General features: G+C 72.5%; 16 protein-coding genes. 4 read left to right on the top strand and 12 right to left on the bottom strand.

From position 1 onward, the window contains the following. Positions 1–4: 4 nt before the first annotated feature. The 3 genes from OG435_RS07135 to OG435_RS07125 form a co-directional block, all read right to left on the bottom strand. Positions 5–385, bottom strand: a complete 381-nt coding sequence (locus OG435_RS07135) for a hypothetical protein (protein ID WP_266875977.1) — start codon at positions 383–385, stop codon at positions 5–7. Between the two features lie 200 nt (positions 386–585). Next, positions 586–2,367, bottom strand: a complete 1,782-nt coding sequence (locus OG435_RS07130) for an ABC transporter ATP-binding protein (protein ID WP_266875976.1) — start codon at positions 2,365–2,367, stop codon at positions 586–588. Then, positions 2,364–4,223: an ABC transporter transmembrane domain-containing protein gene (locus OG435_RS07125; protein WP_266875975.1), complete on the bottom strand. Its 1,860-nt coding sequence runs from the start codon at positions 4,221–4,223 to the stop codon at positions 2,364–2,366. The genes OG435_RS07130 and OG435_RS07125 overlap by 4 nt, the downstream gene beginning before the upstream one ends. A 307-nt stretch (positions 4,224–4,530) precedes the next feature. Here OG435_RS07125 and OG435_RS07120 point away from each other — a divergent pair, with 307 nt between their 5' ends. Continuing rightward, on the top strand, positions 4,531–5,838 hold the full coding sequence (locus OG435_RS07120) for a tryptophan 2,3-dioxygenase family protein (protein ID WP_266875974.1): 1,308 nt from the start codon (positions 4,531–4,533) through the stop codon (positions 5,836–5,838). Between the two features lie 132 nt (positions 5,839–5,970). Then, positions 5,971–7,290: a sulfite oxidase gene (locus tag OG435_RS07115; protein WP_266875973.1), complete on the top strand. Its 1,320-nt coding sequence runs from the start codon at positions 5,971–5,973 to the stop codon at positions 7,288–7,290. 32 nt (positions 7,291–7,322) lie between these two features. On the opposite strand, the gene OG435_RS07110 is transcribed toward OG435_RS07115, so the two are convergent. Beyond that, positions 7,323–10,259: an FAD-binding and (Fe-S)-binding domain-containing protein gene (locus tag OG435_RS07110; RefSeq protein ID WP_266875972.1), complete on the bottom strand. Its 2,937-nt coding sequence runs from the start codon at positions 10,257–10,259 to the stop codon at positions 7,323–7,325. A gap of 100 nt (positions 10,260–10,359) precedes the next feature. Next, positions 10,360–10,851: a MarR family winged helix-turn-helix transcriptional regulator gene (locus tag OG435_RS07105; RefSeq protein ID WP_266875971.1), complete on the bottom strand. Its 492-nt coding sequence runs from the start codon at positions 10,849–10,851 to the stop codon at positions 10,360–10,362. Positions 10,852–10,958: 107 nt separating this feature from the next. Between OG435_RS07105 and OG435_RS07100 the strand changes: the two genes are divergently transcribed. Then, positions 10,959–12,911 carry an ABC transporter ATP-binding protein gene (locus OG435_RS07100; protein ID WP_266875970.1) on the top strand — a complete coding sequence of 651 codons (1,953 nt, stop codon included), beginning with the start codon at positions 10,959–10,961 and terminating at the stop codon, positions 12,909–12,911. Between the two features lie 63 nt (positions 12,912–12,974). After that, positions 12,975–13,814: an endolytic transglycosylase MltG gene (gene mltG, locus OG435_RS07095; protein ID WP_266875969.1), complete on the top strand. Its 840-nt coding sequence runs from the start codon at positions 12,975–12,977 to the stop codon at positions 13,812–13,814. 59 nt (positions 13,815–13,873) lie between these two features. On the opposite strand, the gene OG435_RS07090 is transcribed toward mltG, so the two are convergent. From OG435_RS07090 to OG435_RS07065, 7 genes are all read right to left on the bottom strand, one after another. Further along, entirely contained in the window at positions 13,874–14,932 is a 1,059-nt protein-coding gene (locus OG435_RS07090; RefSeq protein WP_430625742.1) for an FAD-dependent oxidoreductase, read from the bottom strand. Positions 14,933–15,027: 95 nt separating this feature from the next. After that, positions 15,028–16,122: an LLM class flavin-dependent oxidoreductase gene (locus OG435_RS07085; protein ID WP_266875967.1), complete on the bottom strand. Its 1,095-nt coding sequence runs from the start codon at positions 16,120–16,122 to the stop codon at positions 15,028–15,030. Continuing rightward, a complete protein-coding gene (locus OG435_RS07080) occupies positions 16,122–17,162 on the bottom strand; it encodes an ABC transporter substrate-binding protein (RefSeq protein WP_266875966.1) in 1,041 nt (346 codons plus the stop codon). Before OG435_RS07080 ends, OG435_RS07085 begins: the two co-directional genes overlap by 1 nt. 88 nt (positions 17,163–17,250) lie before the next feature. Then, on the bottom strand, positions 17,251–18,039 hold the full coding sequence (locus OG435_RS07075; RefSeq protein ID WP_266875965.1) for an ABC transporter ATP-binding protein: 789 nt from the start codon (positions 18,037–18,039) through the stop codon (positions 17,251–17,253). Continuing rightward, positions 18,012–18,887 (bottom strand): ABC transporter permease, encoded by an 876-nt coding sequence (locus tag OG435_RS07070; RefSeq protein WP_266875964.1) that lies wholly within the window; start codon positions 18,885–18,887, stop codon positions 18,012–18,014. Before OG435_RS07070 ends, OG435_RS07075 begins: the two co-directional genes overlap by 28 nt. A 321-nt stretch (positions 18,888–19,208) precedes the next feature. Continuing rightward, positions 19,209–19,292, bottom strand: coding sequence for a putative leader peptide (locus OG435_RS50345; protein ID WP_351303160.1), 84 nt, complete (start codon positions 19,290–19,292; stop codon positions 19,209–19,211). Positions 19,293–19,378: 86 nt separating this feature from the next. Next, a complete protein-coding gene (locus tag OG435_RS07065) occupies positions 19,379–20,731 on the bottom strand; it encodes a cytochrome P450 (RefSeq protein WP_266881559.1) in 1,353 nt (450 codons plus the stop codon). Positions 20,732–20,800 lie beyond the last annotated feature (69 nt).

The raw sequence follows: 20,800 nt of genomic DNA, 5'->3' as shown, positions 1-20,800 counted from the left end.
CGGACTACGTCAGGACGAGGGGCACGGTGACGGTGAGGTGGTCGTCGCCGGTCGGCACGGCGGCGGTCAGTGCGTTCATACGTGTCGCGAGGTGGCCGATCACCCGGCCGGTCAGTTCCTCGTCCCACCGCGCCGTGCCTTCCGGCGGCAGGCGCGACTCCTCCGCGGCCGGCGGGCTGCCACCCAGATAGCGCGCGGTGTCCTTGTTGACGACCCAGCAGGCCAGCGCGATCTCGACCTGCCCGGGTGCCGCCCACCGCGCCCGTACGTGGGCGCACATGCTGAAGTCGTCCCCGCCGAGCGCGACCGTGGTGGAGAACGACCTGCCGCGGGGGTACCGCCGCACCAGCTCGAGTACCGCTGGTTCCACAACGGCTCGCGCCATGGGTTCCGTGAACACCGTCCGCCCCCGTCCAGTCCGGCCTTCAGCATCCCAGACGGGGCCCGTGTCGGACAGACCGCGCAGGAGCCCCCCCGGCAGGCCGACGTCGGACCGGCCGGTGCGGTTCCTCAACACACAGCGGGGCCGTCCGCCTGCCCCGGACCTCGTAGGAGAGGGGTCCGGGGCAGGTGGGGCGGTGGCGGTCAGCCGTGCCAGGAGCGCCACAGGGCGGCGTACGCGCCGTCGGCCTCGACCAGGGCGTCGTGCGAGCCGAGCTCGGTGATGCGGCCGCCCTCGACCACCGCGATCACGTCCGCGTCGTGCGCGGTGTGCAGCCGGTGCGCGATCGCGATCACCGTCCGGCCGTCCAGCACCCGGGCCAGGGAGCGCTCCAAGTGCCGTGCCGCGCGCGGGTCCAGCAGTGAGGTGGCCTCGTCCAGCACCAGGGTGTGCGGATCGGCCAGCACCAGCCGGGCCAGCGCGATCTGCTGCGCCTGCGCCGGGGTCAGCGCCGAGGCGCCCGAGCCGACCTCGGTGTCCAGGCCGGCGTCCAGCGCCCGCGCCCAGTCCTCCGCGTCGACCGCGCCGAGCGCCGCCCACAGCTCGGCGTCACCCGCCTCCGTACGGGCGAGGCGCAGGTTGTCGCGCAGGGAGCCCACGAACACGTGGTGCTCCTGGTTGACCAGGGCCACGTGCTCGCGCACCCGCTCCGCCGGCATCTGCGACAGCCGCGCCCCGCCGAGGGTGATCTCACCGGTCCGCGGCGCGTAAATGCCCGCCAGCAGCCGGCCCAGCGTGGACTTGCCCGCGCCCGAGGGCCCGACCAGGGCCATCCGGGTGCCCGGCGGCACCGACATCGACACCTGGTGCAGCACGTCGACGCCCTCGCGGTACCCGAAGTGCACCTGGTCGGCGCGTACGTCCCGGCCGTCCGGGGAGACGGCCGCGTCGCCCGCGTCCGGCTCGATCTCCCGTACGCCCACCAGCCGGCCCAGCGAGACCTGCGCGATCTGCAGTTCGTCGTACCAGCGCAGGATCAGGCCGATCGGGTCGACCATCATCTGCGCGAGCAGGGCGCCCGTGGTCAGCTGCCCCACCGACATCCAGCCCTGGATCACGCAGTACCCGCCGATCATCAGCACCGAGCCGAGGATCGTCACGTAGGTGACGTTGACGACGGGGAACAGGACCGTCCGCAGGAACAGCGTGTACCGCTCCCACGCCGTCCACTCCTTGATCCGCCGCTCGGACAGCTCGATCCGGCGCGCGCCGAGGCGGTGCGCCTCGATGGTGCGGCCCGCGTCCACCGTCTCGGTGAGCACGGCGGCGACCGCCGCGTACCCGGCCGCCTCGGACCGGTAGGCCCGCGGCGCCCGCTTGAAGTACCAGCGGCAGCCGATCACCGGCACCGGCAGCGCCACCAGCGCGGCGAGCGCCAGCGGCGGCGCGGTCACGGCGAGCGCCCCGTAGAGGAGCCCCGCCCAGACCACACCGATGGCCAGCTGCGGAACGGCCTCGCGCATCGCGTTGGCCAGCCGGTCGATGTCCGTGGTGATCCGCGACAGCAGGTCACCGGTTCCCGCGCGCTCCAGCACGCCGGGCGGCAGGCCCACCGATCGCACGAGGAAGTCCTCGCGCAGGTCGGCCAGCATCTCCTCGCCGAGCATCGCCCCGCGCAGCCGGACCAGCCGCACGAACACGGTCTGGATGCCGAGCGCCAGGGCGAACAGCAGCCCCACCCGGCCCAGATGGAGTTCGCGCGTCCCTTCCGAGAGCTGGTCCACGACCTGGCCCAGCAGGTACGGGCCGACCATGGAGGCGATCACGGCGACCGTGTTGACCGCCACCAGGACCAGGAAGGCCCGCCGGTGGCGGCGGAACAGGCCGCGCACGTAGCCCCGTACCGTCGCGGCACTGCCCACGGGCAGGGTCGTGGCCGTTTCGGGGGCGGCCGGATCGTATTGCGGCGGCGCCACGCCGATCATGCGGATTCCTCGATCTCTGTCAGCTCGATCTCGGTCAGTACGGATTCCAGCCGCGGGAGCCGCTGTTCCTCCTCGGTCTCGCGGGTGACGACCGCCCGGTAACGGGGGTCGCCGTGCAGCAGCTCGCGGTGCGTACCGCTCGCCGCCGTCTTGCCCTCGTGGATCAGGACGACCCGGTCGGCGCGGTCCAGCAGCAGGGGCGAGGACGCCAGTACCACCGTCGTGCGACCGGAGCGCAGGGCCGAGATCCCGTCCGCGATCCGGGCCTCGGTGTGCGAGTCGACCGCCGAGGTCGGCTCGTCCAGCACCAGCACCTCGGGATCGGTCACCAGGGACCGCGCCAGTGCCAGCCGCTGCCGCTGCCCGCCGGACAGCGAGCGGCCGCGCTCGGTGATCCTGGCGTCCATCGGGTCGTCCACCCCGTCCGGGGCGGACTGCAGCAGGGCGTCCAGTACGTCCGCGCACTGGGCCGCCGCGAGCGCCGCCGGCGGTTCGACCGCTCCGGACGCCGGTACGTCGAACAGCTCGCGCAGCGTCCCGGACAGCAGGACCGGATCCTTGTCCTGTACGAGGACCAGCTCGCGCGCGGTTCCGAGGGCGAGCTCGTCCAGGGCGACCCCGCCCAGCAGGACGGAGGGCCCGGTCGCGGCGTCCATCGGGTGCCCGCCCAGCCGTTCGGCCAGCCGGCCCGCCAGGTCGGGGTCCCCGCACACCACGGCGGTGAGCCGGCCCGCCGGGACCAGCAGCCCGGTCTCCGGGTCGTACAGGTCCCCGCCCGAGGCCGGGGCCCGCGTGGCCTCGGTGGCCACGACCGGTTCCGCGGCACCCTCCGGCTCCGAACCGGCCTCCGCCGTCGCGCCGGTCCGGGTCAGTGACAGCACCCGGGCGGCCCGTTTGGCGGAGGGGCGGGAGAAGGAGTACGCCATCGCGATCTCCTCGAAGTGCCGCAGCGGGTAGAGCATGGTCGCCACCGCGCTGAAGGCGGCGACGAGTTCACCGACGTCCAGTCGGCCGTCCAGGACGAGCGAGGATCCGTACCAGACCACGGTGACCAGCAGCGCACCCGGCAGCAGCACCTGGATCGCGGAGATCAGCGCCCACATCCGGGCACTGTGCACCGCCGCCTCCCGGACCTGCTGCGAGGCCTCGCGGTAGCGGCCGAGGAACAGTTCCTCGCCGCCGATGCCGCGCAGCACCCGCAGGCCCGCCACGGTGTCCGAGGCCAGCTCGGTGGCCTTGCCCGCCTTCTCCCGCTGGATGTCGGCGCGCCGGGTGGCGCGCGGCAGCAGGGGCAGGACCGCCAGGGCGAGCACCGGCATGCCGATGGCCACGACCACGCCGATCGTGGGCGCGTAGAAGAGCAGGACGACACAGCCGACGACCAGGGTCAGGGCGGCGGCAAGGAAGCGGGAGACCGCCTCGACGAACCACCCGATCTTCTCCACGTCGCCCGTGGACACGGCCACCACCTCGCCCGCCGCGACCCGCTGGGTCAGGGCGGAACCGAGCTCGGCGGTCTTGCGGGCGAGCAGTTGCTGGACCCGCGCGGCGGCGGTGATCCAGTTGGTGACGGCCGTACGGTGCAGCATCGCGTCGCCGAGCGAGATCGCGACGCCGAGCAGCGCGATCAGACCACCGACCCACAGCAGTCGGCCGCCGTCGTGGTCCACGACCGCGTCGATGCCCAGGCCCACGGTGTACGGCAGTCCCGCGACGCCGCCGAAGTGAAGCATCCCCCAGCCCAGGCTTTTGGCCTGTCCGCCGAGTTGGTTCCGGCCCAGCCACCAGAGCAAGCGGGGGCCGGAGCGAGCATCGGGTACCCCTGGGTCCGGATACGGAAGATCGCTGATCTGCATGACGCCCCATGACTCGTCGAGTGTTCCAAACCGTGCAAGGTTCGCGTTCCGGACCGGTCCGGGGCAATCGATTTTCCGTTGCCCGCAGCCCTCCGCAGCAGGGTCTGCTCACCCGGGGAGCGAGCCGGAAGCCCGGCGCCGTCCTGCCCCCGGCCGGGCCCGGGAGCGCGGATCGACGGCCGGGGGCGTCGAAGGGGGATCGGGGTCCGCTGTCAAGGCACGAATTCCCGAGACATGACGCGCGGTCTTTCGATCATGCCTAGTGGAAAGCGACCCTTTACCCCGCATGACGGCTTGGGAGAGACGAATGTCGACGAACCCTGAGATCGATACGCTCGCGTGCGCACGGAAAATCGCCGGCGGCTCCGCATGCGCGCTGCGTGACACGTGCGGATCGCGGGCGGCGAACCTGCGCGAGATCAATCGCTGGGCGACCGCTGAACGAATACCGGAGGAATCCGACGGCTTTTCCCTCGCGCGGTCCATTACGGAACACGTGCGGCTGAAAGGGAAGCATCTCCTGTCGGATCGGACGCTTGTCCGTTTGAGTGACATCAAGCGACGGCACGGGACGAACCGGCCGTTCCTCAGCGCCTTTCTCGACTGCGTCCTCGACAAACACGAGGGACGTTTCCAGAACCGCACCTACCTTGCGCTGCCGGTCCTGGAACTCCTCATGGACGAACGGCACGCCGGGCTTAGTGCGGACCGGATGGCGTCCCTGCTGATGGCCGACGTGGTGCGTTTCGAGATCGAGGCGGCGGCCGGGCCGCTGGAGGGGCCCGGGCGGGACCGGCCCGATGAGGCGACGCTGAACACGCGGTTGAGGCACGCCCTGCGACTCGTGACGACGGGGCCGGGGCAGTCCGAGTCCGACGACCTTCCGTCGCGGCGGGAGCACGTTCCCCGCTCCCGCCTGGAAGGCCTTGCCGATCGGCTTCCCCGGCCGCCGGCGACGGATTGCGCCCGCTGGTTCGACGTCACCGTCCAGCCCGTCCACGTCGTTCATGACGAATACTTCTTCATCCGGGTCCTCCAGACCCACGAAATGTATTTCACCGCGATGGCGGCCGTCGCGAAGAAGGTGATCGGGGCGTTGCGCGCGGGAAATCCGGAAGCGGCCGCGGAGCTGGTGGACCGAGCGGTGGTGATGTTCGAGCGGGCCGCGACGCTCTTCCGCGTCGTGGCCACGATGAGGCCGGAGCAGTTCTCCGCCTTCCGGCAGTACACCCAGGGTGCCAGCGCCATTCAGTCCGAACAGTACAAACGCTTCGAGAGCCTGTGCGGTGTTCCGCCCGTGCCGCGCCTGCGGTCGTCCGCGTTCACGAGCGTGCCCTTCGTACGGGCCGAGACGGAGGATCCCGGCCACGACACCATCACCCGGGCCTGTCTCGACCTCCGGAACGAGGGAGGTTTCGACCGGGCCCGGTGGAACCGCCTCGACCGGGCGATCGGCCGTCTGGAGAACGGGCACCAGCGGTGGAAGTCGGCCCACCGCGGGCTCGCCGCACGCATGCTCGGCGACGCCCATGGTTCGGGCTACACCGACGGCGTCCCCTACCTGACGCAATGCCTGGGGAACCGGCTCTTCTGGCAACTGGACACCAGCCCCTGAACCCGCCGTCCCGCGAACCGTCCGCCGTTGCAGCCGTGTTGCAGGTTCGTGGCCATCGGGGCGAGGAGGTTCCCGCAGGTGGGGCCGGGCTTCTACGGTCCGTCGGGAATCACGACCAAGGAGTGTCCCGCCATGCCCCTCGACCTGTCGGACGAGAGCCAGTACGACCGCGCGCGCCTGCGGCAGTGGGCGCGTGGCCGCGCCCGCTCCTCCGGGGTGGACCGCCGCGACCTGCTCAAACTGTTCGCGGCGGGGGCCGCGGCCGGCTCTCTGGGCCTGGGCGCCGCCGGAACCGCCGTCGGCGCGACGCCCGCTGCCGGCGCGACGACGGACGGCGCGAAGACGGCCGGTGCGACGACCGCCGCCGCCGCGGCGCCCGGGACCGTGAAGCCCTTGCCGCCCGAGCTGTTCACCATCCGGGGCACCAACGCGGAGACGAACTTCGCCGCCCTGCGCGGCACCGGCCCCCTGACCCCCATCGACCGGTTCTTCGTACGCAACCACACCGTCACCCCGCGCCTCGACGCGCACGACTGGCGGCTGAAGGTGTGGGGCGACGCCCTGACCGGCGGGCCGGTCGAATTCTCCTACGACCGGCTGCGCGCGCTGCCGGCCGTCGAGCGGACCCTGTTCATCGAGTGCGCGGGCAACGGCCGGAGCTTCTACACCACGCAGCAGGGCCAGCCGGTGACCGGGACCGCGTGGACCCTCGGCGCGATCGGCGTGGCTCGCTGGCGCGGCGCCCGGCTCTCCGACGTCCTGAGGCGGGCGGGCCTGGCCCCCGGGGCCGTGGACGTACTGCCGCGCGGGCTGGACGACGAGGTCGTCACGAACGGGGTGAACCTGGGCCGGGTGCGGCGCCCGCTGCCCGTCTCCAAGGCCCTCGACGACGTGATCCTCGCGTACGAGATGAACGGCGAGCCGCTGCCGCCCGACCACGGCGGGCCGGTCCGCGTGGTCGTGCCGAACTGGATCGGGATCTCCTCGATCAAGTGGGTCGGGGACATCGAGGTGAGTGCACAGCCCCTCTACACACCGTGGAACACCGACCTGTACCGGCTCTTCGGGCCCGACCAGCCGCCGCATGGCAGTGCCCCGCTGACCCGCCAGACCCTCAAGAGCGCCTTCGAACTGGAGCACGGCGCGACCGTGTCCGCGCACCGGCCGCGGCTGCTGACCGGACGCTCGTGGTCCGGCGCGGCGCCCGTGCACCGGGTGGAGGTCAGTACCGACGGCGGGGTCCGCTGGCAGCGGGCCCGGCTGCACGACGCCCCGCGCCGGGGCAGCTGGGTACGCTGGTCACTGCCGTGGACCCCGCGGGCCACCGGTCCGACGGCGCTGCTCGCGCGGGCCACCGACGCCACCGGCCGGACCCAGCCGGCGACCACGGCCCACAACACGCAGGGCTACCTGTTCGACGCGGTGGTGCACCACCCGGTGACCGTGGTCTGACCGGGCCGTCCGGGAGAGGGCGCCACCCGGTTCTAGGGCCGGGTGGCGCGCTCCAGTTCCAGCAGCGCCGAGTAGTAGCTGCGGCCCGTGGCCCGGTCCATGCCCACCTCGCACATCCGGTTCGCCGACAGGTGGGCGTCGAACCGCCGCGCCGTCACCTCGGCGGCCTCCCGTGCCGTAGCCGACTCCGTGAGCTCGGGGTGCAGCATGCCGCGGTCGCCCGCGAAGGCGCAGCACCCCGCGTCGTACGGGACCACCACCTCGTCCGCGCAGGCCTCGGCGACCTTCCGCAGGTGCGCCTCGTCGTCCAGGTGCCGCATCGAACAGGTGGGGTGGAGCACCGCCGAGCCCACCGTGCGCCGGACCTCCAGGTGCGGCAGGAGCTCATCGGCCGCCCAGACGATGGAGTCGACGATCCGCAGCTCGGCGTGGAGCGCCCGGTTGTCGTCCGTCAGGTACGGGACCACCTCGTGGGCGATCCCCAGGGTGCAGGAGGACGCGTCGACCACGAGTGGCAGTCGCCCGCCGGCCGTCCAGCCCCAGGCGGCCTCCACGATCCGGTTGGCCATCACGCGGTTGCCGGCGTCGTACCCCTTGGAGTGCCAGATCGTCGCGCAGCAGGTGCCCCGGACGTCCCCGGGGATCCACACCGGCCTGCCCGCCCGCTCCGACACCGCCACCACGGCCTCGGGCAGGGAGGGCCCGGACTTGCCGTCGGGGCCGCCGAAGATCCGGTTGACGCAGGCCGGGTAGTAGACCGCGGCGGCGCCGGGGCGCCGGGTGGCGGGCAGCTTGCCGGCCGCGGCGCCCGGGACCTGCGGAAGCCACTCCGGAACCAGGTCGGGCCGTACGACCTTGCGCGCGGCCCCCGTCACGGCCTGCAGGATCCGGTCCCCGACGGCATCGGTGATCTTGTCGGCGGCGGCCACGGCCAGCCGCGCGGCCACTTCGACGGCGCCGAACCGCAGGGCGGCGAGCTCGGCCGCGCGTTCCTCGCGCGGGCTGTGCCGGCGGTGGCGGAAGTCCTTCATCAGGGCGCCGGTGTCGATGCCGACGGGGCAGGCGAGCTTGCAGGTGGAGTCGCCGGCGCAGGTGTCCACGGCGTCGTAGCCGTAGGCGTCGAGCAGGCCGTCGAGCACGGGGGAGCCGGGCTGCTGGCGCATCATCTCCCGGCGCAGCACGATCCGCTGGCGCGGGGTGGTCGTCAGGTCCTCGCTGGGGCAGGTCGGTTCGCAGAACCCGCACTCGATGCAGGGGTCGGCGACGGCCTCCACCTTCGGGATCGTCTTGAGGCCGCGCAGGTGCGCCTTCGGGTCGCGGTCCAGGAGGATCCGCGGGGCGAGCACCAGGTCGGGGTCGATGACCCGCTTGGTGCGCCACATCATCTCGGTGGCCCGGGGCCCCCACTCCAGCTCCAGGAACGGGGCCATGTTGCGGCCGGTGGAGTGCTCGGCCTTCAGGGAGCCGTCGAAGCGCTCCACGGTGAGCCGGCAGAAGGCCTCCATGAAGGCGGCGTACCGCTCCACGTCCGCGGGCCGGGCGGCGTCGAAGGCGAGCAGGAAGTGCAGGTTGCCGTGGGCGGCGTGGCCGGCGACGGCGGCGTCGAAGCCGTGCTCCGCCTGGAGTTCGAGGAGGGCCTCGCAGGCCTCGGCCAGCCGTGACGGGGGGACCGCGAAGTCCTCGGTGATCAGGGTGGTGCCGGAGGCGCGGGCGCCGCCGACGGCGGTGACGAAGGCCTTGCGGGCCTTCCAGTAGCCGGAGATGGTCCCGGCGTCGCGGGTGAAGGCATTGGTCACCGAGGCCACCGGGGCCACCAGGTCCAGCCCGGCCAGCACCTCGGCGGCCCGCCGCTCGTACTCCGCGCGGCCGGCCTCGTCGGGGGCCCGGAACTCCACCAGCAGCGCGGTGGTCTCCTTGGGCAGGGCGGCCCAGTCGGCGGGGACGCCCGCGACGCTCACCGAGGCGCGCAGGGTGTTGCCGTCCATCAGCTCGACGGCCAGCGCCCCCGCCTCGTTGAAGAGCGGTACGGCGGCGGCCGCGGCGGGCAGCGAGGGGAAGAAGAGCAGGGCGCTGGTGAGCTCGCGGTCCAGCGGCAGGGTGTCGAAGACGACCTCGGCGATGAAGCCGAGCGTGCCCTCGGAGCCGACCATCAGCCCGCGCAGGATCTCCACCGGGGTGGCGCCGTCGAGGTAGGCGTCGAGGCGGTAGCCGGTGGTGTTCTTGATCTCGTACTTGGCCCGGATGCGGGAGACGAGCTCCGCATCGGCCTCGATCTCCTTCTTGATCTCCATCAGCCCGTGGCAGAGCGTGGGCTCGGCGTGGGCCAGTTCCTCGTCGGCGAGCGGATCGGCGGTGTCCACGACGGTGCCGCTCGGCAGCACGAAGGTGAGGGAGGACAAGGTGCGGTACGAGTTCCTCGTGGTGCCCGCGGTCATGCCCGAGGCGTTGTTCGCGACGACTCCGCCGAGGGTGCAGGCGATGGCGCTGGCCGGGTCCGGGCCGAGGACGCGGCCGTGCCGGGCGAGCGCGGCATTGGCGCGCACGACGGTGGTGCCGGGCTGGATCCGGGCCCGCAGTCCCTCCTTCAGCACCTCGACCCCGGCCCAGTGGCGGCGCACGTCGACGAGGATGTCCTCGCCCTGGGCCTGGCCGTTGAGCGAGGTCCCGGCGGCCCGGAAGACCACCTCGCGCTGCTTGCCGTGGGCGTAGGACAGGACGGCGGAGACGTCGTCGATGTCCTCGGCGACCACGACGACCTGCGGCAGGAACCGGTACGGGGAGGCGTCGGAGGCGTACCGGACCAGGTCGGAGACGCCCGAGAGCACCTTGTCGGCGCCCAGGAGCTCCGCCAGCTCGCTCCGCAGCGGCTCGGGGGTGCCCGTCGAGGCGCGGTCGGGCACCCGGTCGGGGGCGGGGCCGCTGAGGGTGCGCGGGCGCAGGGCCCCCGGCTTCGGTTCCAGCAGTGGCATCTGCAGCCCCTCAACTCGCGCCGTGTCGGTCGATCCCGCTCAGTCGATCTCACTCGTTCGGCGCAGCCCCCGAGCCCTGTCCCGGCCGGACCGTCGCCCGTCAGCAGCCGTGCTCCGCCGGAGCGTCCGCCAGAGCGTTCAGCAGGCCGCCGAGCACCTCGCGCTGATCGGCGGTCAATGGAGCCAGGATCTCCTCTGCGGCGCCGGTTCGCGCGTTGCGCAGGCGGCGCAGCGTGGCGCGGCCGGTGTCGGTGAGCTCGATCCTTATGACACGGCGGTTCGCCGGGTCGGGCACGCGGCGGACGCAGTCGGCGCTCTCCAGGCCGTCGACCAGCGTGGTCACGGCGCGGGGCACCACCTCCAGGCGGGCGGCGAGGTCCGCCATCCGGGGCGGCCGCACGGCGGAGAGGTGGGCGACGGTGCGCAGCAGCCGGGACTGGGCCGGGGTGATGCCGAGCGGCTCCAGATGGCGCTTCTGGATGCGGTGGAGCCGCCGGGTCAGGCGGAGCAGCTGCTCGGCGAGCACACCGTCGGTCGTGTCGGCGCCGTCGGCGGCGCCCTGGCTGCTGTCGGTCTCGGAAGCGGTGCTCATGCTGCGGTCCTCATAATGGGAACGATATCAGGACCAGATTCATTGTGAGTATAGGTAACAATGAGCTATGCTCATTCGAGTCTCGTCACCTGTCATGAAGGAGGCCCATGCGCCCCAAAGAACCCGAGTGGGAACCCTCGAAGGAATCCCTGGACCCGAGCGGTCCCGCCCCGGACGAGCGGCCCCGCGAGCTGCGCCGCATCGTCGGCCTGTTCCGGCCCTACCGCGGCCGCCTCGCCGTCGTCGGCGTCCTGGTCGCCGCCTCCTCGCTGGTCGGGGTCGCCACCCCCTTCCTGTTGAAGGAGGTCCTCGACGTCGCGATCCCGCAGGGCCGTACCGGGCTGCTCAGCCTGCTCGCCCTCGGCATGATCGCGACCGCCGTCGTCACCAGCATCTTCGGCGTGCTCCAGACCCTGATATCCACCACCGTCGGCCAGCGCGTCATGCACGATCTGCGCACCGCCGTCTACGCACAGCTCCAGCGGATGCCCCTGGCCTTCTTCACCCGGACGCGCACCGGCGAGGTGCAGTCCCGCATCGCCAATGACATCGGCGGCATGCAGGCGACGGTCACCTCCACGGCGACCTCCCTCGTCTCGAACGCGACGGCCGTCATCGCCTCCGTCGTCGCGATGCTCGCGCTCGACTGGCGGCTCACGCTCGTCTCGCTCGCCCTGCTGCCCGTCTTCGTGTGGATCAGCCGCCGCGTCGGCGGCGAGCGCAAGAAGATCACCGCGCAGCGCCAGAAGCAGATGGCCGCGATGGCCGCGACGGTCACCGAGTCCCTGTCGGTCAGCGGCATCCTGCTCGGCCGCACCATGGGCCGCGCCGATTCGCTCACCACCTCCTTCGCGGAGGAGTCCGAGAAGCTCGTCGACCTCGAGGTGCGCTCCAGCATGGCCGGGCGCTGGCGGATGTCCACCATCGGCATCGTCATGGCCGCCATGCCCGCGCTCATCTACTGGGCGGCCGGCATAGCCCTGCAGACCGGAGCCCCCTCGCTCTCGGTCGGCACCCTCGTCGCCTTCGTCACCCTCCAGCAGGGCCTGTTCCGGCCCGCCGTGAGCCTGCTGTCGACCGGTGTCCAGATCCAGACCTCCCTGGCGCTCTTCGCCCGCATCTTCGAGTACCTCGACCTGCCCGTCGACATCACCGAGCGCGAGGACCCCGTCCGCCTCGACCGCGCCAAGGGCGAGGTCCGCCTGGAGGACGTCCACTTCGCGTACGACACGAAGAGCGGCCCCACCCTCACGGGCATCGACATCACGGTCCCGGCCGGCGGGTCCCTCGCGGTGGTCGGCCCGACCGGATCCGGCAAGAGCACGCTGAGCTACCTCGTGCCCCGGCTCTACGACGTCACCGGCGGCCGGGTCGCCCTCGACGGCGTCGACGTGCGCGACCTCGACTTCGACTCCCTGGCCCGCTCCATCGGCGTGGTGTCCCAGGAGACCTACCTCTTCCACGCCTCCGTCGCGGACAACCTGCGCTTCGCCAAGCCGGACGCCACCGACGAGGAGATAGCGGAGGCGGCCCGCGCGGCCCAGATCCACGACCACATCGAGTCCCTGCCCGACGGGTACGACACCCTGGTCGGCGAGCGGGGCTACCGGTTCTCCGGCGGCGAGAAGCAGCGCCTGGCCATCGCGCGCACCATCCTGCGCGACCCGCCGGTGCTGATCCTCGACGAGGCCACCAGCGCGCTGGACACCCGCACCGAGCACGCCGTGCAGCGCGCCATCGACAACCTCTCTCAGGGCCGCACCACCATCACCATCGCCCACCGCCTCTCCACCGTCCGCGACGCCGACCAGATCGTCGTCCTCGACGGAGGCCGGATAGCGGAGCGCGGCACCCATGAGGAGCTGCTGAAGGCCGACGGCCGGTACGCCGCCCTCGTGCGCCGCGACCGGGAGACCGTCCTCACGCCGGAGACCCCGGCGTCCGGAGGCCTCCTGTCCGGGGCGCTCGGCTCCGAGATGCACACGGCCGGCCTGCTCAAGCCGGGGGCGTTCAAGCCGGACACCCTGCGCGGCACCGAACCGACCCCGGTGAACGTGTGATCGTATGACCGGCACACGGGTCGGATGTCGGGAATGCGACGGTTCGCGGGTTAGCGTGCCCGCATGCGTCATGAGAACCGGCCGCCGTCACCGCGCCGTTCCCGGCTCACTCGCCGGGGCAGGCTGGCGCTCCTCCTCGGAACCGTCCTGGGTCTCGGGGCAGCCCTCCTGATCCCCCTGTTTCCCGGGGAGCGGGCGCCCGAGAAACCGCGCCAGTTGCTGATCCCCGAGGGCTGGCGGGCCCCACAGGTCTACGCCGCCATCGACCGCGAACTGAAGCTCCCGGCCGGCTCCGCCAAGGCCGCGGCCGCCACGACCGCCCTGCCCCTGCCCGCCGAGGCGAAGGGCAACCCGGAGGGGTACCTCTTCCCTGCCACCTATCCGGTGACCTCAGAGGCCACCCCGGCCTCGCTGCTCACCTACATGGTCGAGACGGCCAACAAGAGCCTCGCCACCAAGGCCGTCGCGGACGGCGGCAAGGCCCACGGGATGACCGCGTACCAGACGGCCACCCTCGCGAGCATCATCGAAGCGGAGGCCGAGACCCGCGGGGACATGGGCAAGGTCGCCCGGGTGGTGCACAACCGGCTGGCGAAGTCGATGCCGCTCCAGATGGACTCCACCATCAACTACGCGCTGAACCGTTCCACGGTGGACACCAAGCTGAGCGAGACGAAGATCGACAGCCCCTTCAACACGTACGAACGCCAGGGCCTGCCGCCCACCCCGATCGACAGCCCCGGCCTGCAGGCCTTGGCCGCCGCGGTGGCCCCGACACCGGGGGACTGGCTCTTCTTCGTCACCGTGAAGCAGGGGGACACCCGCTTCTCGGCGACGTACGAGGAACACAAGCGGCACGTGGCCGAGTTCAACCGGCTCCGGTCGGCCTCGCGCGCCACCTGAGCGGTCCGCGTGCGCGGCCTGATCGACAAGACGTCTCCTCCTGATCGACCAGACGTCCCCTAGCTGACCCCGGCCCCGGTGCGGGCGAGCAGGCGGCGGAGCTCGCGGACCGCGGCGCCGCCGGCCCGGTTGGCGCCGATGGTGGAGGCCGAGGGGCCGTATCCGACCAGGTGGATCCGTGCGTCGCGGACCGCGCGGGTGCCGTCGAGCCGGATGCCGCCGCCCGGCTCGCGCAGGCGCAGCGGAGCCAGGTGGTCGATGACCGGGCGGAAGCCGGTGGCCCACAGGATCACGTCCGCGTCCACGCGGCTGCCGTCCGACCAGGCGACCCCCGTCTTCGTGAGGTGGTCGAACATCGGGAGGCGGTCCAGGACCCCCGACTCCAGCCCGCCCCGGACCGCCTCGTTCAGCGGCAGCCCGGTGACGCTGACCACGCTCCGGGGCGGCAGGCCCTGTCGTACCCGGTCCTCCACCAGGGCCACCGCCGCACGGCCCTGCTCCTCGCCGAAGCTCCCGTCGCGGAACACCGGGGGCCGGCGGGTGACCCAGGTGGTCTCCGCCGCCACCTCGGCGATCTCCAGCAGGTGCTGCACCGCCGAGGTGCCGCCACCCACCACGACGACCCGGGCTCCGGCGAACTCCGCCGGTCCCGGGTAGTTCGCCGTGTGCAGCTGGCGGCCGTGGAAGAGCTCCTGCCCCGGGTAGCGGGGCCAGAACGGCCGGTCCCAGGTCCCGGTGGCGTTGATCAGCGCCCGCGCCGACCAGGTACCCGACCGGGATTCCACGATCAGCCGGCCGCCCTCCCCGTCGCGTACGGCGGTGACGTCCACGGGCCGGCGTACGCGCAGGTCGAAACGGTCCTCGTAGGCGGCGAAGTACTCCGCGATCACCTCGGAGGACGGCCGCAGAGGATCGGCGCCGGTCAGTTCCATCCCGGGCAGCGCGTGCATGCCGTGGACCTTGCCGTAGGTGAGCGAGGGCCAGCGGAACTGCCACGCGCCGCCGGGGCGCGGCGCGTGGTCCAGGACCACGTGGCCGATGCCCGCCCGGGCCAGGTGGTAGGCGCTGGACAGTCCCGCCTGCCCCGCGCCCACGACCACCACGTCCACGTCCTGCACCGCGAAATCGTTCACGGTTCTACTAACTGGGGGTGGAGTCGAGATCTTCCCGGACCCCGGTCCGGGACCGGGACCTCAGCCCCGCCCCCGCCGGCTCAGCGCGCGAGCAGCCCGCGCGACGCGAGCTCCGGAGTCACCCCCTCGCCGAACCAGTAGGCCTCCTCCAGGTGCGGATAGCCCGACAGTACGAAGTTCTCGATCCCGAGCGCGTGGTACTCCTCGATCCGGTCCGCCACGTCCCCGTGGCTGCCGACCAGGGCGGTGCCGGCGCCCCCGCGCACCAGGCCGACCCCGGCCCACAGGTTCGGGGAGATCTCCAGCTTGTCGCGCGAATCGCCGTGCAGGGCCAGCATCCGCTGCTGGCCCACCGACTCGCTCGCGCCCAGCGCCGCCTGCGCCGTGGCGATGGACGCGTCGTCCAGGTCGCCGAGCAGCCGGTCTGCCGCCGACCAGGCCTCCTTCGCCGAATCCCGGGAGATGGTGTGCAGCCGGATGCCGAACTTCACCGTCCGGCCCCGTTCCTCGGCCAGCGAACGGATCCAGTCGATCTTCTCCTTCACCTCCTGCGGCCGCTCGCCCCACGTCAGGTACACGTCCGCGTGCTCGGCGGCCACCGGACCCGCCGCGGCCGAGGACCCGCCGAAGAAGATCTCCGGCAGCGGGTCGGGCGGCAGCGCCGTCAGGCCGCCGTCGATCCGGTAGTGCTCGCCGTGGAAATCGAAGGGCTGCCCGCCCCAGACCCCGCGGACGACCGAGAGGAACTCGGCCGTGCGCGCGTACCGCAGATCGTGGCCGAGATGGTCGCCGAACCGTCGCTGCTCCGCCGAGTCGCCGCCCGTCACCACGTTGAGCAGCAGCCGCCCGCGCGTGATCCGCTGGTACGTCGCCGCCATCTGCGCGGCCAGTGTCGGCGAGATCACTCCCGGCCGGAAGGCCACCAGGAACTTCAGCCGCTCGGTGTGCTGCGCGAGCGCCACCGTCGTCAGCCAGGCGTCCTCGCACCAGGTGCCGGTCGGGGTCAGCACCGCCTCGAAGCCGAGCCGCTCGGCCGCCTTCGCGATCTGGGCGAGGTACTCGATGTCGGGCTCGCGCACCCCGGCGGCGGCGTGGTTGTTGGCGTAGGCGTGCCGGTCGACCAGGGTGCGGCCGTCGCCGCCGGTGGGCAGGAACCAGTGCAGTCGTACCGTCATCAGGAGTCCTTCCCGTACGTGCGCGCGGGGGTGGTGGAGGGCGGCAGGTTCCCGTTGAAGCGGGTGTCGACGAAGTCCTTGAAGACGACCTTGCCCGGGATCAGCTTGAGCTCGGTGAAGGTGTCGGCGATCTTCTGCTCGGAGGCCACGGCCGCATCGTCCACGGCGACCGGCACCCGGGTGCCGTTGCTCCGCTTCACCGCGTCGAAGGCCACCTCGTACGGCAGCCCGGTCTCCTTCGCCCAGACCTTGGCCCACTCCTCCGGGTGCTTGAACACCCAGTCCTGGGCCCGCTGGAGGCGCTGGAGGAAGTCCCCGATGGCCTTCCCCTTGCCCTCGTCCGCCAGCGCGCCGGGCGCCGCCACCTGGAAGGAGAGCCCGTTGACCACCCCCTCGCCGCTCGTCAGGATGCGGGCGCCCGAGCGCAGCACCTGGGAGGTGTACGGGTCCCAGACCGCCCAGGCGTCGACCTTGCCGCTGTTGAAGGCGGCCAGCGCGTCGGCGGGCTGGAGCAGGGTGATCTGCACGTCGGCCGGGGTCAGGCCGGCCTGCTGGAGGCTCGCGATCAGCTGGAAGTGGGCCGAACTGCCCTGCGCCACCGCGATCTTCTTGCCGCGCAGCTCGGCGGGGGTCTGGAGGGCGGAACCCTTGGGTACGAGGATCGCCTCGCCGGCGGAGGAGCCGTGGGAGGCGCCCACCACCGTGATCTTCGACTTGGCCGCGGCGGCGAACACCGGCGGGGTGTTGCCCACACCGCCGATGTCGACGGCCTTGGCGTTGACGGCCTCCAGCAGCGGGGGGCCGGAGGTGAAGGTGGACCACTTGATCTCGTAGTCGATCTTCTCCAGTTCACCGGCGGCCCGCAGCAGCGACTCGTAGCCGCCCTTCTGGTCACCCACGTTGAGGGTCACCTTGGCGCCGCTCTTCGCGCCGTCCTTCGCGCCGGAACTGGTGTCGGCGGCCGAACTGCCGCCGCAGGCGGTCAGGACCAGCGACAGCGGAAGCAGCGCGGCGATCAGGGGCAGGGTGTGACGTCTCATGTCGCTTCTCTTCGATCTCTCGTACGGGAACCAGGGCAGGGGGACAGGGGGCAGGGGGAGCAGGGGGAGCGGAAGGGCCGGACGCGGCTCAGCTGACGCCGAGCTCGGCCAGCAGCCGGGCGCGCAGCGCGGCGAAACCGGGGTCGCCGACCGAGCGCGGCCGCTCCAGCGGCACTTCGGTGTCGTGGGCGATGCGGCCCTCGTCCATCACGAGCACGCGGTCGGCCAGCAGCACCGCCTCGTCGACGTCGTGCGTGACCAGCAGCACCGCGCAGCCGCGCCGCTGCCACAGCTCGGCGACCAGCCGCTGGGCGTTGATCCGGGTCAGCGCGTCGAGCGCGCCGAACGGCTCGTCCAGCAGCAGCAGATCGGGCTCCCGGACCAGGGCGCGGGCCAGGGAGGCCCGCTGCGCCTCGCCGCCGGACAGGGTCTTCGGCCAGGCGTCGGTGCGGTGCTCCAGCCCGACCTCGGCCAACGCCCGCTCCGCCCGCTCGCGTTCGGGGCGCCCGGGCAGGCCGAGCAGCACATTGCGCCAGACCCGCTTCCAGGGCATCAGCCGGGGAGCCTGGAAGGCCACCGCCCGGCGCTCGGGCACCAGGACCTCGCCCTCGATCTCCCGGTCCAGGCCGGCGAGCACTCGCAGCAGGGTGGACTTCCCGCAACCGCTGCGGCCGAGGAGCACGGTGAACTGCCCTGCGCGCAAGGTCAGATCGAGTCCGTCGATGACGGCCCGGCCGTCGAAGGCCCGGGTCAGCCCCCGGACCCGTACGGCGGTATCGGCCGGGTCGGCAAGGTTCGCGGGGTCCGCCGGGACGGCCGGGTCCGCCGAGAGGGTGGCGGCGGTGGCGGTCACTGGCCGGTGAAGGTCGGTCGCCATTGCAGCAGCAGCCTTTCGAGAGCGCGGACGATGAGGTCGGCGGTGAGGCCGAGGAAGGCGTAGACGACGAGGCAGACGACGATGACGTCGGTGCGGAAGAACTCGCGGGCCTGGTTCATCAGGAACCCGATCCCGGCGTCGGCGTTGATGGACTCCCCGAACACCAGGGCCAGCCAGCCGGTGGCCAGCGAGTACCGCAGCCCGGTCATGAACCCGGGCAGCGCGCCGGGCAGCACCACGTGCCGTACCAGTCCCCAGCGGCCCAGCCCCAAGGCCCCGCCCGCTTCGATGAGTTGCTCGTCCACCCCGCGGATCCCGGCGTAGACGTTGAGGTACAGGTGGAAGGCCGTGCCGAGGGCGATGAGCGCCACCTTCGGCGCCTCCCCGATGCCCATCCAGATGATGAACAGCGGGATGAGACCCACCCAGGGCACCGTGCGCAGCATCTGCACGCTCGCGTCGATCAGGTCCTCGCCCAGCCGGGAGAGCCCGGACAGCAGCGCCAGCACCGTCCCCACCGTCCCGCCCAGGACGAGACCGATCGCCACGCGCTGGAGCGACACCCCCATCGCGGCGGGCAGCGTGCCGTCCGAGATCAGGCCGGCGGCGGCGCTCGCGATGGTGGAGGGCGGAGCCAGCACGTCGGCGGGCAACCAGCCGAGGCTGCTGGTCAGTTGCCACGCGGCGAGCAGCAGGAGCGGTCCGATGGTGCGCCGGATCCAGCGGGGCGGGGAGCGCCGCTTCGCCGAGGCGGGTACGACGGGTACGAGTGCGGGGGCGGCGCCGATGAGATGCACGGATGCTCTTTTAACCGATATATCCGGCGGTGCATGGCTGGTGAGGGTCATGGGTGCTCCACGGAAGGCGAGGGGAGGCGAGGGAGGGCGGGGGAGGGCGAGGGGAGAAGTCAGGCAGGGGGAAGCGCACGCCATCGGCCCCCGCACCCCTCGGCCCCCATGCCGGTACGGCGGCGGAGTGCGGGGGGCGCGGAGCTCGGAGAACCGGAGCAGCCGGAGCCCGAGCCACGGAGGACCGAGCCACGGAGGACCGAGCCACGGAGGACCGAGCCGCGGAGGACCGGGGCTCAGGAGATCAGAGACTCAGGGGATCAGCGGCTCAGGGCGCGCGAAAGGGGAGCGCGGAGCGCTCGTGCCACAGGTGAAAGGGCGTCAGCAGCCGCGACAACACGCGGCGGAGGCCACCCGCAGCAGGTCGATGTGACCGCGCGTGGTGAGCATGACTGGACGCAACATGCGGCGAAACTTAGCCATTCGACCGCTCCGGGTCAATGGCGTCTCGACCCCTGAGACGGTGATCTCTCCCGTCGGGACGCCAGCGGTCAGGGGCGGTGTGCGCGGAGGGTGGCCAGGACCGGGTCCCTGGGCTGGAGGGTGAGTCCCGGGAGGACCCTCGCGTGGGTCGGGCCGCTGTCCAGGTGGAAGCGCTGGGCCACGACGGCCAGCACCAGGGCGGCCTCGACCAGGGCGAAGCGGGCACCCAGGCAGGCGCGCGGGCCGCCGCCGAAGGGGAACCAGGCGTGTTCCGGGATCTGGTGGGAGGCGGCCGCTTCGGCGGACCAGCGCTCGGGGCGGAAGGCCTCCGGCTCCGGGAACCAGCGCGCGTCCCGGTGCATCGACCAGGGGCTGATCCACACCGACAGGCCCGCCGGGACCGGGCGGCCGCCGAGCGTGGCGCCTTCCCCGGCAACCGCGGAGATCAGCCAGATCGGCGGGTAGATCCGCAGCGCCTCCTTGACCACCTGCTGGGTCCAGGGCAGCCGTGCGTAGTCCTCGTACGTCGGCAGCCGGCCGCCGAGTACCCGGTCCAGCTCCTCCGTCAGCCGCTCGCGGGCCTCCGGCGCCCCCGAGAGCAGTTGCCAGGCCCAGGTCAGGGTGGTCGACGTGGTCTCGTGGCCGCCGATGTACAGGGTGATCGACTCGTCCCGCAGCTCCTTGCGCGACAGTGGACCGCCATTCTCGTCGCGTGCGGAGAGGAGCCTGCTGAGCAGGTCGTCCCGCTCCTCACCGGCCGCCGAGGCCGCCTCGTGCTCCCGTATGACGTGCTCGATCTCGCGGTCGAGGACGTCCACGGCTGCCCGCATCCGGCGCCGGCCCGGGGTTTGCACCCAGGGCGGCAGGAACATCGTCACGCCCCGGAACTCGGCGCCCAGTTCGCGCTGTGCGGTGGCCATGGCCGCGCTGATCGGCGCTTCCCGGCCGGCGGCGTCGCTCCCGAACAGGGTGCGCACCGCGATGCGTTGGGTGAGTCCGGCCATCTCCCGGTGCAGGTCGATCCGCGCGCCGTCGCTCCAGCCCGAGACCAGCGCGTCGGCGCACTCCACCATCGTGCCCGCGTACGAGCGCACTTGGCGCGGGCGCACCGAGGGCTGGACCAGCGCCCGCTTGCGCCGCCAGTCCTCGCCGGTGGCCACGACCACCCCGTTGCCCAGCAACTGCCGGAAGGCCCAGCCCAGTTCGGTCGGGCTGAAGGTGGACTCCACGGCCCCGAGCAGTTCACCGGCGTGCTCCGGCCGCGAGACCAGGACGTTGCGCTGCGGGCCGAGCGCCCAGGGCACCCAGTCCCCGTACTCGTCGCGCAGCGATTCGAAGAAGGCCAGCGGATCACGGGCGAAGGCCGGGAGGTTCCCCACCAGGGGCCAGCGGCGCGGTCCGCGCTCGGCGCCCGGGGGCATCAGGGTGGCGGTCACCCCGGCATGGTGACAGCGCCGCCCCCAGGACGCCAGAGCGCGCCGGAACCCCGG

This window comes from Streptomyces sp. NBC_01264 (assembly GCF_026340675.1).
GTDB lineage: Bacteria > Actinomycetota > Actinomycetes > Streptomycetales > Streptomycetaceae > Streptomyces.
The sequence above is the reverse complement of the archived record's forward strand: the minus strand, read 5'-3'. Positions and strand labels throughout refer to the sequence as shown.